Origin of the sequence: Microbacterium canaveralium, from assembly GCF_047238045.1 — a bacterium.
Taxonomy (GTDB): Bacteria; Actinomycetota; Actinomycetes; order Actinomycetales; family Microbacteriaceae; genus Microbacterium.
The window spans coordinates 2,524,094-2,537,198 of the sequence record NZ_JBDFMA010000003.1 but is presented as its reverse complement, the minus strand read 5'-3'; the positions used below and the strand labels follow the sequence as shown (position 1 = coordinate 2,537,198).

The window sequence follows — 13,105 nt, the reverse complement described above, 5'->3', positions numbered from 1 at the left end:
GATCAGCCCCGGCGGACCTCGAGGGGCATCGTCGAGGTGTCGATGAGCGGGTCGTCGTCCTGACGGGCGACGACGGCCTCGGCCTCGGCGGGGGTCTCCACCGCCGGGACGGAGCCCAGGAGCGGTCGGCGCGCGCTCTCGCGCATCGACAGCAGGGCGATGAGACCGAGTGCGGCGAAGAACATGATGTAGAACGCCGGCATGAGCGTGTTCCCCGTCCACTCGATGAGCGCCTGACTGAACAGGGGGGTCGTCCCGCCGAACAGCGACACCGCAATGTTGTACGCCACGGCCATCGCCCCGAAGCGCGAGGCCGTCGGGAACAGCGCCGGCAGAGCGGATGCCGAGATCGCGACGTAGAACGCGACGGGCACGGCCGCGAGGAACAGCGCCACCACGACGGCCCACAGCTCGCCGATCTGCATGATGAGGAACGCGGGGACGAGCATCACGAGCGCGGAGCCGGCCGCGATCGCGTAGACGGGCTTGCGGCCGATGCGGTCGCTGAGCTTGCCGATGAAGGGCAGTGCCGCCGACATCACGATCAGAACCGGGACGGTCGCGACCGCTGCGCCGAGGTTGGAGATGCCCACCTCCGTCTCGAGGTACGTGGGCATGTAGCTCGTGAGGGCGTATCCGGCGGTGTTCGTCGCCGCGACGAGCGCGATGCCGATGAGCAGCGCGCGCCAGTGGTGGCGGACGATGCCCGCGAGCCCCTGCCGGGCCATCGGGTCGTCGGAGTTGCTCTGCTGCGCGGCCTCGGCGGCGTGGGTCTGCTCGAAGGACGGCGTCTCGGGGATGCGAAGGCGGAAGTAGATCGCGACGATGCCGAGGGGGATCGCGAGCAGGAACGGGATGCGCCAACCGTACTCGACCATCGCGTCATCGCCCGAGATCGCGGTCGTGACGACGGTGGTCAGCGCCACCGCCGAGGCTCCCGCGGCGAACCCGACGTAGGAGCCGACATCGAGCCATGACGACCAGAAGCCGCGGCTGCGGTCGGGGGAGAATTCCGAGACGTACGTCGTCGCGCCGGCGTACTCGCCGCCCGTCGAGAAGCCCTGCACCATCTTCAGCAGGTACAGCGGGACGATCGCCCACAGTCCGATCGCGGAGGAGGTGGGCAGCAGACCGATGAGGGCGGTGGCGGTGGCCATCATGGCCATCGTGAGGAACAGCACCTTCTGACGCCCGATGCGGTCGCCGAGGGGACCGAGGACGAAACCGCCGAAGGGACGCACGAGGAACGAGATCGCGAAGCCCAGGAGGGTCACGAGCAGGCCCCATGGCTCGGGCAGGTCGGACGTGAAGACGACGGCGAGCGTCACGGCGAGGTAGCCGTAGATGCCGAAGTCGAACCACTCCATGAAGTTGCCGACGACGGTGCCGCCGATAGCGGTGCGAACGCGTTTCTTGTCGACGACGATGACGTCATCGACCTCGAGACGGGGGGCTTCGGATGCCGCGGGGGGTTGCTGGCTCATCCTTCTACCCCTACCCGGATCGTCCCGCGTTTTCCAGTCGACCGGGGTGCGCCGGGGCGGTGTGGTACCCCCGCGACGGCGTCACGAGAAGGACAGGATGCCGTCGCCCCAGGCGCGGCGCAGCTCGCCGTCGAGGTCGTTCACGACGAGATCGTGCCGGTCGATCACCAGCGTCGCGCGGTCGTCCTCGCCGGTGGTGAACGTGGGCCACGCGACCGCATCCGGGGCCGTCGGCTCCTCTCCGCGCGCGAACGCGGTCCAGCGCGCCCGCATGCGCGCCGAGATGAGCTCGGCGACGCGGTGCCCGCCCAGACGGAAGGTCAGGTCCTTCGGGCCGCTCACGAGGTTGCCCCACAGGTAGGGCAGCTCGGTGGCGTGCGTCGCGCCAAGGCCGATGAGGCGCAGGAACGGCGAGGCGTGGTCGAAGCGGTACAGCCACACCGGCGCGGCGCTGGAGTGACCCTCCGCGATCCACAGCGTCGGCAGACGGAAGCCGATGTCGCGGGCCACGCCGAGTCCCACGGCGCGGTGGCGCACGTGTTCGTACGCGGTGAGCACCTGCTCGCGGCTGGGAAGCTCGACCCCCGGATTCTCCGCCGCCATGTCGGCGAACATCGTGTCGATGCGGTCGCCCGTGATCGGGATCAGGGGCGACTTCATGAACGAGAACAGGGACGCCTCGTCTTTGTTGGTGCCGATCATCAAGGGGACCGGGATGCCGCGCCCCTCGCGCAGCACCGTCACCGGGGCCTCGGGAACGAGATCGCCGTCGACGACGGGAGCGAAGGCGAGCGTTCCCGGGTCGGTCGTCGGGATCTCGGCGTAGACGGTCTTCCCCGCGGCCACGATGGCATCGACCGGTGCGGAACGCAGTCGGTCGGCGGCACCCGCGTCGGCGGGGTCGACGCCGAGTTCGTCCAGGAAGCGCTGCGCGACGTGCCGGGCGCGCTCGGAGTCGTACACGCTCGACGCGGGCGAGGACTGCGCGATCGCCCGCTGGAAAAGACCCTCCGCGGACGGGATCGCCAACAGCGTCGTGACCAGGCCGCCGCCGGCCGACTCGCCGAACACCGTCACCCGGTCGGGGTCACCGCCGAAGGCCGCGATGTTCCGCTGCACCCAGCGCAACGCCAGCAGGACGTCCTTGAGGGCGAGGTTGCCGTCGAAGCCGGCGCCGGGCACGGCCGCCGACAGATCGACGAATCCCAGCGCGCCGAGCCGGTAGTTCGCGGTGACCACGATCACCCCGCCGGAGGACACCATCGAGGTGGCGTCGTACAACGGCTGGCTCGACGACCCGAACGTGTACGCCCCGCCGTGCAGCCACACCATCACCGGAAGGGCGGCGTGGGACTCCGACTCGGGCGCCCACACGTTCAGCGAGAGGCAGTCCTCGTTCTGCACGGCGTCGTCGCCGAGCGGGATCGCCGGGTTCTCCGGTTGCGGGCACACGGGACCGAAGGCCGTGGCATCCGTCTCGTCCTCGAGGTCGGGCGCTGCCACGGGATCGCGGAAGCGGCGCTCGCCGATGGCAGGGAGGGCGAAGCGGATGCCACGCCACGAGCGCGCACCGCGGTCGGTCGTGCCCACGAAGACGCCCGCGGGAGCGGTGACGCGACAGGAGGGAGAGGGGGTGTCCATGGGATCCTCAGGCGATCAGCTGGTGGATGAGGTGGGCCGCTTCGTTGGCGGCGAGGACGGCGAACAGCACCGTCATGATGACCGCGTTGTGCTCGATCATCTCGTTCTTGAGCCGGTCCAGGGCGGAGGTGATGCTCGGGATGCCGGTCGCGCCCAGGGCGGTGGGGATGAGGAGGGTGAGGGTGCCGACGACGGCGACGCCGAGGCACAGGAGCATCGCCACGACGACGGACGGGTGCGCTGCGCCGATGAGCGCGCCGCCCTTGAGCTCCAGCGGCAGGTTCTTGCTGTTGGTCGCTGCCATGAGCAGGCCCAGGCCCGCGGCGCGCGCGGGGGTGATGGCATCCATCGCGGCGAGCCAGCTCGGCGGTTTCGGGGCGGCGCCCGGCCTCGGCCGACCGCGCCAGCTGAGGATCGCCATGACGGAGAACCCGACGGCGAGAAGAGCGCCGAGCACCAGCACCACGATGCGACCGCCCTCCCCGTGCGAGCCGGCGGAGGCTCCGGCGGAGGTCGCGGCTCCCACGGCGATCACCGCGAGGGTGACAGCGAAGAACGTCCCGGTGTAGATCGGGGCGGCCACGCGACCGCGGGAGGAAAGAAGGATGGCCACCACGGCCACGATGGGGAGCGGCGAGATCGCCATACCGACGGCGAGGGGCAGGAGCGCGGAGAGTTCGGACATCGGCGCCGACGCTACGCCGGGGCCGTCGAGCCTTCCGTGGAATGTTCGGCTGACACGACATCCACGTCCGCGATGACGAAACGCGCCTCCAGCACGGTCGTGTCGCCCGCGTCGACGAGACGGGCGCCGAGGGTGGCCGTTCGGGCGCCGGGGCGCAGCGCTGCGCCCCGCGGCGGGGCGCCCGGCGATACGACGCGGACGTCCAGACGCGGCCCGCCCGGAGTCGCCCGGTGCTCGACGTACACGGCGGCTGCGCGCTCGCGCGCGTGCTTCGCGGCGTTGAGGAGCCCCTCCGCGACCACGTCGATGACGTCGCGCGCGAGGGCGGGGTCGGTCTGCAGCACGGTCCGCGCGCCGTCGGCGACCTGCGCGTCGACGGGCATCGCGCGTCCCCAGGTCGACAACAGCGCGTCGAGCGAGGCGGCGCCCGCCGCGGTCGCGGGGGCGTCGAGCGCGTGCCGGACGGCGGCGGCGACCTCGCCGAGCTCGGCGCGGAAGGCCGCGACCTCCTCGGGCCGGGCATCGGGATGCCGCAGAACGAACTGCACCGCCGCGCCCTGCGCATCGCGATGCACCCGTTCGGCGGCCTCGTGCAACCCGGCTCGCTCCGCGCGCGTGCCGAGATCGTCGGCGCGGACTCGGGCGGCGATGGCGGAGGACAGACGACGCCGTTCGACCGTGAGCGTTCGGGCGGCTCCCCGCCAGCGGGCGAGCGCGGCCGCCAGCGCGGGGTAGGCCAGGGCGGGCACCGCGGCGGCCGGCATCGGCACGCCCTGGGTCGCCGCGATCGCCGAGAGCGCGATCCCCACCCCGAGGACCGCGGCGGCGAAGGTCCGGTTGCCCGCGACCCGCGCGCGGCGCAGACCCGGTAGTCGGGGGAGGACATCCGCGATCAGTCCCAGAACCGCCGTGGCGCAGAGACCGAGGGCAAGGTCGACCGGTGCCACGGTGCGGACCGCGTAGGGCACCACCGCGACGATGTAGACCGCGGCGATCAGCCCCGGCGGAGGCAGCCGGAACCCGCCGCGCGGGGCCCGGACCGGGACCGCGGGGATGGGGCGGTCGGCGGGGACACCCTCGGCGAGCGTCCCGAGGGCGTGGGCGTGGGCGCGCAGCTGTGCGGCCAGTGCACGCACGTCCTCCGCGGTGACCGGGTGCGCCGCCGCGATCGCGTCGGCCGCGGCGGACACCGCGCGCCGGGACTCGGTGCGGAACGTGGCGACGCGCTCGGCGCTGCCACGGAGCTGCCCGAGGACGGCGCGCAGCAGCGCGTCGGTCTCGCGCGTGGCACGCGCCGCGTCGACCAGCACCGCCGTTCCCGTCAGGGCGATCGCCCACACCGCGAGGTTGGTCACTGCGCGCAGGGGGAGGGTGTCGGGCGCGGGGACCGCGAGCCCCAGCGCGATCGAGAGCGCGTCCTGCGCCACGGGGCGGACGACCGCGGTGGCGACGAGAACCGAGGCGATGATCACGGCGCGGGCCGCCGTGCGCCGGACGCGCCGTTCGACCACGGCGACGAGCGCCCACACCGCGGCGAACGCGGCCGCCGTCAGCAGGGACACCCCCGCGCGGTCCCGCGGGGAGAGCTCGGTCGGCAGGGGCGCCAGGACCGTCAGCGACACCGCGGCGATCGCGACGAACGTCCACCGCGAAACGAATCGCCCGCTCGAGAAGACGCTGACGACCGGTCTCACGACGTCGAGCCGAACTCGGCCAGGTACATCGCGCTCGCGCGCACCCGCGGATTCGTCGCCGGATCCGCCCCCAGCCCCAGGCGCCCGAAGACGCGACTGATCGAACGCTCGACGGCGCGCGTGGTGCCGCGCTCGCGGGCGATCTCGGCGTTCGACCACCCGCGCGCGACGAGAGCGAGCACCTCGATCTGCCGGCGCGTGAGCGCGGCGAGAGGGGACGTGCGCGCGGGCGTCGGCGCGGGGGGAACAGCTTCGCTCAATGCCGCCTCCACTGCCTCGACGACCACGTCGGCGCTGGTCACGTCGAGCTTGGAGACGAAAACCGCTCCCGCAGGGCCGAGGCGGGCGGCACCCTCCGCGGCCCGGGGGAAGCTGCTGAGAAACACCACGGCCAGGTGCGGCGCGAGGCCCGTGAGCATCGTCGCCAGCTCCATCCCGGAAGGGCGCGAGCCCAGGTCGATGTCGGTCAGCAGCACATCGGGATCGGTCTCGGCGAACACGGTCGTGGCCTCGGCGGCATCCGCGGCTCCCGTGGCCTCGAATCCGCGGTGCGCCAGCATGTCGCACAGCAGGACACGCATCGCCGGCTGGTCCTCCACGACGAGCACGCGTCGCACCCACGCGGTCTCCACGCCGTTCACCCTATCGGCGTCAAGCCCCCGGCAGCGGCGGGCGTCGGGCGTACCGTTTCGGCATGACCGAGCTGTCCGCGCCCACCGGCCGTGAACCCGCCCTCGTCGCGCATCCGCGTGCCGACGGTTCCCCACCGCGCGCCCTCGTCCTCGGTGCCACCGGATACCTCGGCGGACGCCTCGTGCCCCGGCTCCTCTCGGCCGGCTATCGGGTCCGCGTGCTCGCGCGCGACGCGCGCCGCGTCGAAGCGTTCCCGTGGGGCCGTGACGTCGAGACGGTCGAGGGCGATGCGACCGACGCGGAGGCCGTGGCGCGCGCCGTCGACGCGGTCGACGTCCTCTACTACCTGATCCACTCGATGGGCGGTGGCCGCAATTTCGAGGACACCGACCGTCGCGCCGCACGCACCGTCGCCGACGCCGCGGGCGCGGCATCCGTCTCCCGCATCGTCTACCTCGGCGGACTCCACCCCGACGACGCTCCGCTCTCGGCGCACCTGCGCTCGCGGGTCGAGGTGGGCGAGATCCTCCTCGCGAGCGGTGTGCCGACGGTGGTGCTCCAGGCCGGAGTCGTCATCGGCTCGGGGTCGGCGTCGTTCGAGATGATCCGCCACCTCACCGATGTCCTGCCGTACATGCCCGCGCCGAAATGGGTGCGCAACCGCATCCAGCCGATCGCCGTGCGCGACGTGCTGCACTACCTGCTGGGCGCCGCCCGTGTCGCGCCCAACGTCAATCGCGCCGTCGACATCGGCGGCCCCGACGTGCTGCGGTACGGGCAGATGATGAACGGCTACGCCCTCGAAGCGGGTCTTCATCAGCGCGCGATCGCGTCGTTGCCGGTGCTCACCCCGCGCCTGGCCTCGCACTGGGTCAATCTCGTCACGCCGATCCCCAAGTCGATCGCCCGCCCGCTCGTCGAATCGCTGCAGAACGACTGCGTCGTGAAGGACCGCGCGATCGACGACCTCGTTCCGCGCCCCGAGGGCGGGCTGATGCCCTACCGCGAAGCCGTCCGCCGGGCGCTCGGGCGCGTGAACGACGACGCGATCGAGACGAGCTGGCAGGATGCCGAGGTCTCCGGCGTCCCGAGCGACCCGCTGCCGAGTGACCCCGAGTGGGCCGGACGCCTGGTGTACACCGACGAGCGGACCATGCGCACGAGCGCGAGCCCCGCGCAGCTGTGGTCGGTCATCGAGGGGATCGGCGGGGAGAACGGCTGGTACTCGTCACCCTTGTTGTGGGCCATCCGCGGGTGGATGGACCGCCTCGTCGGCGGAGTCGGTCTCGCCCGTGGCCGCCGGAGCCGCAGCGTCGTCACGGTGGGGGACGCCCTCGACTTCTGGCGCGTCGAGGCGATCGAGCCCGGGCACCTGCTGCGGCTGCGCGCCGAGATGAAGGTGCCGGGTGGCGCGTGGCTCGAGTTGCGTGCCAGCCCCGACGGAGACGGGGCCCGCTTCGACCAGCGGGCCCTCTTCTTCCCGACCGGTCTCGCGGGGCGCGCGTACTGGCTCGCGGTCCTCCCGTTCCACGGGCTCATCTTCAGCGGGATGGCCCGGCGGATCACCGCGGCGGCGGAGTCGGTCCAGCGCGAGGATCTGGAGCCGAAGGCGACGGCGGGGCGCATCGCCCCCGAGGTGCCCGACGTCGAGACGATCCCCGCCGAGGCCGATTCGCGCGCCTAGGCTGGGACGGTGCCGTACACCGCCCGCGTGATCACCGTGTCCGACCGCTCCGCCGCGGGGCTCCGCGAGGACCGGGGCGGCCCGCTCGCGGTGTCGCTCCTGCGCGACGCGGGCTTCGACTGCGACGTTCCGGTCGTCGTGCCGGACGGCGCCGACAGCGTCGAGGCCGCCCTCCGCGCCGCGATCGCCACGGGCGTCGGACTCGTCGTCACGACCGGGGGCACCGGCATCGCCCCCACCGATCGCACCCCCGAGGGGACGACGCGGGTCCTGGATCGCGAACTCCCCGGCATCGCCGAAGAACTGCGGCGCCGCGGGCTCGCCGACACCCCGCTCGCGGTGATCTCGCGCGGGCTCGCCGGAATCGCCGACCCCGCGACCCTCGTGGTCAATCTCCCGGGATCCACGCGGGCCGTGGCATCCGGGATCGCCGTGCTCGCCGAGCTCGCCCCCCACGTCCTCGATCAGCTCGCCGGAGGAGACCACTCATGAGCGCCGTCCGCATGGCCCGATTGTCGGAGGAAGCCCTCGACCTCGACGTGCACCTGCGCGCCGTCGAGGACGACGCCTCGGGAGCCCTCACCACGTTCGTCGGGCGCGTCCGAAACACGGATCCGGATGCCACCGACGCCGTCGTCGCGCTCGAGTACAGCGCGCACCCCGATGCCGAGCAGACGCTCCACCGCATCGCGGCGGACGCCGCCGCAGGCACCGACGCGATCGTGGCGGTGAGCCACCGCGTGGGGCGGCTGGACGTGGGGGAAGCGGCGGTCATCATCGCGGTCGCGTCAGGCCACCGCGCGGAGGCGTTCGAGGTGTGCCGCGCGGTGATCGAGACGATCAAGACCGACCTCCCGGTGTGGAAGCGCCAGGTCGAGGCCGACGGCACGACCGCGTGGAAGGGCCTGGGCGGCTGAGGTCGTCAGCCGCCGGCGAACGGCGGCAGGACGTCGACGTGCGTGATCCCGGCGAGGGGGGCGTCGTCGTCTCGACGCTCGCCGTCCACAAGCACGGCGCAACGCTCCAGGATGCCGACGAGCGCGGGGTGGTCCGCGACGACGGCGGCGCGGAGCGCAAGAAGCGTCTGTTCCTCGCGGTCTTCGGCATCCGTCCCCGCCGCCTCGGCCGCGGCGGCGAAGTAGCGGACCCGCACGGTCACGCGGGCTCCCCGGGCCGGTGCCAGTCGCCGGACTTCCCGCCGGTCTTGGAGACGATGCGGACGTTCTCGATGAACGTGCCCTTGTCCATGCCCTTCACCATGTCGACGATCGCGAGGGCCGCGACCGACACGCTCGTGAGGGCCTCCATCTCGACGCCGGTACGGTCGGCGGTGCCGACGGTGGCCTCGATCTCGACACCGTCGTCGACGATCTCGAGGTCGACCGCGGCGCGGTGCACGCCGATGACGTGCGCGAGGGGGAGGAGCGCGGGCGTCGATTTCGCCGCCTGGATGCCGGAGATCCGCGCCACGGCCAGCACGTCGCCCTTCGGGGCGGTGCCGCCGCGGAGCGCCGCGACGACCTCGGGGCTGCACCGCACGAAGCCGCGAGCCGTCGCGGTGCGAACGGTGGGCTGTTTGGCGGTGACGTCGACCATACGGGCGTGGCCCGCGGCATCCAAGTGGGTGAAGGTCATGGAATCAGCATGACATCGACCGGGTCGCCCACGGCGACGGAGGCCACCTCGGCGGGGATCACGGCGAACGCCTCCGCGCGCGCCAGCGAGGCGGCCAGGTGCGAGCCCGATCCGCCCGGGGTCGCGGGGCGCACCGTGCCGGCGACGAGGTCGATCGCGGCGGGGAGGTACTGGCGCCGACCGGGTGGCGTGGTCCAGGTCTCGGAGGCCGTGAGCCGGGTGTGGCGACGGTCGAGCGCCGTGCGACCCTGCAGCGCGAGGAGCGCGGGCCGCACGAACACCTCGAACGAGACCGCGACGCTCACGGGGTTGCCGGGGAGACCGAAGACGACACGCCCATCATCGAGGGCGCCGAACGCCTGGGGCTTGCCGGGCTGCATCGCCACGCGGTCGAACCGGATGCGGTCGGACAGCGCCTGTCGCACCGGTTCGTAGGCTCCGGCGCTCACGCCCCCGGTGAACACGACGACGTCTGTGTCGGCCGCACGAGCGAGCACGTCGTCGACCGTGCCGACCTCGTCGGTCACGTGGGCCACCAGCACCACCTCGGCGTCGGCCTCGGCGACGAGGGAGGCGAGCAGCGTCGAGTTCGAGTCGGGCGTCTGGCCGCGGCCGGGCGCGCTGCCCGGCGGCACCAGTTCGCTCCCCGTCGACACCACGGCGACCCGCGGACGGCGCCGCACGTCGACCCGGTCGACACCGGCCGCCGCAGCGGCCGCGAGCGCGAAGGGGCCGAGTCGTTCACCCGCCGTGAGGACGACGTCGCCGACGCGCACGTCTCCGCCGCGGCGCCGGATGAACGCCCCGGCGGCGGCCGGGGCGCGACGCACCTCGATCTCGCCGAGGGAGTCGGCCAGCCCGCCGGCGGTGTCCTCGAACGGCACGATGGTGTCGGCGCCCGAGGGGACCGGGGCGCCCGTCATGATCCGGACGGCCTCGCCGACGCCGAACGCCGGGTCGTCGGACGAGCCGGCCGGCAGATCGCCGACGACCCGCAGCGACACGGGGCTGTCGGCATCCGCCCGCTTCACGTCGGCGAAGTGCACGGCGAAACCGTCCATCGAGGAGTTGTCGTCGCCGGGCAGGTCGTGGTGTGCGCGCACGTCGGTCGCGAGCGTTCGGCCCGCGGCCTCCGCGAGCGGTACCGTCTCGACGGCGAGGGGACGGGCGGCGGCGAGCACGCGGGCTCGGTGCTCCTCGACGGTGCGGAGATCAGGCACGCGGGGTCCTTCCGACGAGCGGGACGATGTCCTGCCGGGCGCGCAGGGCGTCGATGATGGCGAGTCGTCCGAGCAGGGGCTCCCCGGCACCGATGACGAGCTTGATCGCCTCCGTGGCGAGCAGACCACCCACCTGGACGCACAGCGCGCCGAGGACCCCCACCTGTGCACACGTGGGCGGTTCGCCCACCGAGTCCGGCGGGAAGACGTCGGACAGCGTGACCGGAGAGTATCCCGCGGGGGGTCGCGACCAGAAGACGGTCGCCTGCGCCGACCACTCCTGCACGGCGCCCCAGACGAGCGGCATCCCCAGCTCGTCGGTCGCGGATGCCACGGCGCTGCGGGTATCGAACGTGTCGCTGCCGTCGATCACGACGTGCGCGTCACCGAGGAGGTCTCGCGCGTTCGCGGTCGTGAGGCGCGCGTCCACCTCGCGCACGCGGGTGAGCGGCGAGAGGTCGCGGATCGCGCGAGCCGCCGAGGCGGTCTTGGGCGTCCCGATGTCGTCGACGCGATGCATCAGCTGCCGCTGCAGGTTCGTGCGTTCGACGATGTCGTCGTCGATCACGACGAGTTCGCCGATACCGGCGGCGGCGAGGGCGAGAAGGACGGGCGAGCCCAGGCCCCCGGCCCCGACGACGGCGATGCGGGCGGCGGCGAGACGCCGCTGTCCCTCTTCGCCGATGCCGACGAGGACGGCGTGGCGGGCCGTGCGGATCAGTTCTTCGGGGGCGAGGGATGCCACCGGCTCGACGAGCGGCCTCATCCGCCGATCGCGCTCATCGTGCGCTCCGGCTGGACGAAGTCGGCGCGGGCGAGACCGACGCGGTCGGAACCGTGGGCGCGCGGCTTCCGCCACATCGCCTCGCGCCAGATCTGCGCCAGGTCGGCGTCGTCGGCGCCGTCGCGGAGCGCCGTGAGGAGGTCGGTCTCCTCGTGCGAGAAGAGGCACGAGCGGACACGCCCGTCCGCCGTGACGCGGGTGCGCGTGCACGCGGCGCAGAACGGCTCGGTGACCGAGGAGATGATGCCGACGTGGCCGGCGAGGGAGCCGTCGCCGCGGCGGCGCACCTCGAACCGTTCTGCGGGGGCGGCGCCGCGCCCGCGCGGGTCGGGCGCGAGGTCGAACACCTGCTCGAGGGCGGCACGGATCTCGCGCGCCGGGACGACCTGCGTCTCGGTCCAGGACCGATCGCCGTCGAGCGGCATGTCCTCGATGAACCGCATCTCGAAGCCGTGCGTGACGGCCCAGTCCACGAGCGGCACGACCTCGGCGTCGTTGATGCCGCGGAGGAGAACTGCGTTGATCTTGATCGGCCCGAGTCCGGCCGCGCTCGCCGCCTCGAGCCCCGCGAGCACCTTGTCGAGGTGCGGGCGTCGGGTGAGTTCGGCGAAGGTCTCGGGGTGCAGCGTGTCGAGCGAGACGTTGAGGCGGTTGAGGCCGGCATCCTTCAGGGCCTGCGCGCGACGGTCGAGTCCGACGGCGTTCGTGGTCATGGAGATCGGCAGGTCGGGGTGGTCGGCGCGGATGCGGGCGATGACGTCCTCGAGATCCTTGCGCACGAGCGGTTCGCCGCCGGTCAGGCGCAGTTCCTCCGCGCCGAGGGCCCGCACCGCGACGCGCACGATGCGCGCGATCTCCTCGCCCGTCATGAGCTGCTGCTGCGGCATCCACGGCAGGCCATCCGCCGGCATGCAGTAGGTGCACCGCAGGTTGCACTTGTCGATGACGGACACGCGCAGGTCGCGGGCGACACGCCCGAACCGGTCGAGCAGCCCGCCCTCACGCGGGGCCCCGGTCTCGCGCACGGCATCCATGGGTCGAGCCTAGGCGAGCGGCGGCGGGCCGGGGTCGCCGCGGGAGCCGGATTCGCGAGACGTCATTTTCCCGACATGTGCGCCGCAGCCTGCCCGGGAGGCGTCGGCCGGATGCAGTCTCGCGGATCGTTGTTCGCGGGAGGCGGGGTCGCGGCGATACCGTCGTGCCATGCCGAACACCTTCCGCATCGCGCCGGCCGCGCGACTGCTCGGGGTCAGCGACGACACGGTCCGCCGCTGGATCGATCAGGGCCTCCTCCCCACGACGGGCGCGACGCCCACGGAGATCCCCGGCGAGGCGCTCGCCGCCCGCGCCGTGGCGCTCGCGGACGAGCCCGACGACCCCACGGGCATCGCGTCGAGCGCGCGGAATCGTTTCGTCGGGATCGTCACGCGCGTACGGATCGACGGCGTCATGGCCCAGGTCGACCTGCAGTGCGGCCCGCACCGCGTGGTGTCGCTCATGTCGGCCGAGGCCGCCGAGGAACTCGGTCTCGAGCCGGGGGCGCTCGCCGTGGCATCCGTGAAGGCGACCGTCGTGACCGTGGAGACCCCGCGAGAGCGGATCTGAATCGCCTAATACTCCTCAGATGCGGGAGAATGGATGCCGC

The 13,105-nt window shown here is 72.9% G+C and carries 14 protein-coding genes; 4 read left to right on the top strand and 10 right to left on the bottom strand.

The annotated features are described in order from the left end of the window. Window positions 1-2: 2 nt before the first annotated feature. The 5 genes from ABC271_RS13130 to ABC271_RS13110 all read right to left on the bottom strand — a co-directional run bounded on the left by ABC271_RS13130 (window position 3) and on the right by ABC271_RS13110 (window position 6,136). A complete protein-coding gene (locus tag ABC271_RS13130; RefSeq protein WP_412925287.1) occupies window positions 3-1,484 on the bottom strand; it encodes an MFS transporter in 1,482 nt (493 codons plus the stop codon). Between the two features lie 81 nt (window positions 1,485-1,565). Continuing rightward, window positions 1,566-3,125, bottom strand: a complete 1,560-nt coding sequence (locus ABC271_RS13125; RefSeq protein ID WP_412925286.1) for a carboxylesterase/lipase family protein — start codon at window positions 3,123-3,125, stop codon at window positions 1,566-1,568. Between the two features lie 7 nt (window positions 3,126-3,132). After that, entirely contained in the window at window positions 3,133-3,810 is a 678-nt protein-coding gene (locus tag ABC271_RS13120; RefSeq protein WP_412925285.1) for a GAP family protein, read from the bottom strand. An 11-nt stretch (window positions 3,811-3,821) separates the two neighbouring features. Next, complete coding sequence (locus tag ABC271_RS13115; protein ID WP_412925284.1) at window positions 3,822-5,504, bottom strand: hypothetical protein; 1,683 nt, start codon at window positions 5,502-5,504, stop codon at window positions 3,822-3,824. After that, window positions 5,501-6,136, bottom strand: a complete 636-nt coding sequence (locus ABC271_RS13110; RefSeq protein WP_412925283.1) for a response regulator — start codon at window positions 6,134-6,136, stop codon at window positions 5,501-5,503. The genes ABC271_RS13115 and ABC271_RS13110 overlap by 4 nt, the downstream gene beginning before the upstream one ends. A 62-nt stretch (window positions 6,137-6,198) precedes the next feature. Here ABC271_RS13110 and ABC271_RS13105 point away from each other — a divergent pair, with 62 nt between their 5' ends. From ABC271_RS13105 to ABC271_RS13095, 3 genes are read left to right on the top strand one after another with little or no spacing between them, the layout of a single operon-like run. Beyond that, the gene (locus ABC271_RS13105; protein ID WP_412925282.1) at window positions 6,199-7,821 is read left to right on the top strand and encodes an SDR family oxidoreductase; all 1,623 of its coding nucleotides are present in this window, start codon (window positions 6,199-6,201) and stop codon (window positions 7,819-7,821) included. A 9-nt stretch (window positions 7,822-7,830) separates the two neighbouring features. Further along, window positions 7,831-8,313 carry a MogA/MoaB family molybdenum cofactor biosynthesis protein gene (locus tag ABC271_RS13100; RefSeq protein WP_412925281.1) on the top strand — a complete coding sequence of 161 codons (483 nt, stop codon included), beginning with the start codon at window positions 7,831-7,833 and terminating at the stop codon, window positions 8,311-8,313. After that, complete coding sequence (locus ABC271_RS13095; protein ID WP_412925280.1) at window positions 8,310-8,738, top strand: molybdenum cofactor biosynthesis protein MoaE; 429 nt, start codon at window positions 8,310-8,312, stop codon at window positions 8,736-8,738. The genes ABC271_RS13100 and ABC271_RS13095 overlap by 4 nt, the downstream gene beginning before the upstream one ends. A gap of 5 nt (window positions 8,739-8,743) precedes the next feature. Here ABC271_RS13095 and ABC271_RS13090 read toward each other — a convergent pair whose 3' ends face one another. From ABC271_RS13090 to moaA, 5 genes are read right to left on the bottom strand one after another with little or no spacing between them, the layout of a single operon-like run. Beyond that, window positions 8,744-8,980 carry a MoaD/ThiS family protein gene (locus tag ABC271_RS13090; RefSeq protein ID WP_412925279.1) on the bottom strand — a complete coding sequence of 79 codons (237 nt, stop codon included), beginning with the start codon at window positions 8,978-8,980 and terminating at the stop codon, window positions 8,744-8,746. Continuing rightward, window positions 8,977-9,456 (bottom strand): cyclic pyranopterin monophosphate synthase MoaC, encoded by a 480-nt coding sequence (gene moaC, locus ABC271_RS13085; protein ID WP_412925278.1) that lies wholly within the window; start codon window positions 9,454-9,456, stop codon window positions 8,977-8,979. Before moaC ends, ABC271_RS13090 begins: the two co-directional genes overlap by 4 nt. Beyond that, window positions 9,453-10,676, bottom strand: coding sequence for a molybdopterin molybdotransferase MoeA (locus tag ABC271_RS13080; RefSeq protein WP_412925277.1), 1,224 nt, complete (start codon window positions 10,674-10,676; stop codon window positions 9,453-9,455). Before ABC271_RS13080 ends, moaC begins: the two co-directional genes overlap by 4 nt. Next, the gene (locus ABC271_RS13075; RefSeq protein WP_412925276.1) at window positions 10,669-11,442 is read right to left on the bottom strand and encodes a HesA/MoeB/ThiF family protein; all 774 of its coding nucleotides are present in this window, start codon (window positions 11,440-11,442) and stop codon (window positions 10,669-10,671) included. The genes ABC271_RS13080 and ABC271_RS13075 overlap by 8 nt, the downstream gene beginning before the upstream one ends. Continuing rightward, a complete protein-coding gene (gene moaA, locus ABC271_RS13070; protein WP_412925275.1) occupies window positions 11,439-12,494 on the bottom strand; it encodes a GTP 3',8-cyclase MoaA in 1,056 nt (351 codons plus the stop codon). The genes ABC271_RS13075 and moaA overlap by 4 nt, the downstream gene beginning before the upstream one ends. Before the next feature lie 169 nt (window positions 12,495-12,663). Between moaA and ABC271_RS13065 the strand changes: the two genes are divergently transcribed. Then, window positions 12,664-13,065 (top strand): TOBE domain-containing protein, encoded by a 402-nt coding sequence (locus tag ABC271_RS13065; RefSeq protein ID WP_412925274.1) that lies wholly within the window; start codon window positions 12,664-12,666, stop codon window positions 13,063-13,065. The last annotated feature ends 40 nt before the right edge of the window (window positions 13,066-13,105 follow it).

Excerpts from the sequence above, each read along its gene's own strand:
- ABC271_RS13130 (WP_412925287.1), bottom strand. The coding sequence starts at position 1,484 with ATGAGCCAGCAACCCCCCGCGGCATCCGAAGCCCCCCGTCTCGAGGTC.
- ABC271_RS13125 (WP_412925286.1), bottom strand. The coding sequence starts at position 3,125 with ATGGACACCCCCTCTCCCTCCTGTCGCGTCACCGCTCCCGCGGGCGTC.
- ABC271_RS13120 (WP_412925285.1), bottom strand. The coding sequence starts at position 3,810 with ATGTCCGAACTCTCCGCGCTCCTGCCCCTCGCCGTCGGTATGGCGATC.
- ABC271_RS13105 (WP_412925282.1), top strand. The coding sequence starts at position 6,199 with ATGACCGAGCTGTCCGCGCCCACCGGCCGTGAACCCGCCCTCGTCGCG.
- ABC271_RS13095 (WP_412925280.1), top strand. The coding sequence starts at position 8,310 with ATGAGCGCCGTCCGCATGGCCCGATTGTCGGAGGAAGCCCTCGACCTC.
- moaC (WP_412925278.1), bottom strand. The coding sequence starts at position 9,456 with ATGACCTTCACCCACTTGGATGCCGCGGGCCACGCCCGTATGGTCGAC.
- ABC271_RS13075 (WP_412925276.1), bottom strand. The coding sequence starts at position 11,442 with ATGAGGCCGCTCGTCGAGCCGGTGGCATCCCTCGCCCCCGAAGAACTG.
- moaA (WP_412925275.1), bottom strand. The coding sequence starts at position 12,494 with ATGGATGCCGTGCGCGAGACCGGGGCCCCGCGTGAGGGCGGGCTGCTC.
- ABC271_RS13065 (WP_412925274.1), top strand. The coding sequence starts at position 12,664 with ATGCCGAACACCTTCCGCATCGCGCCGGCCGCGCGACTGCTCGGGGTC.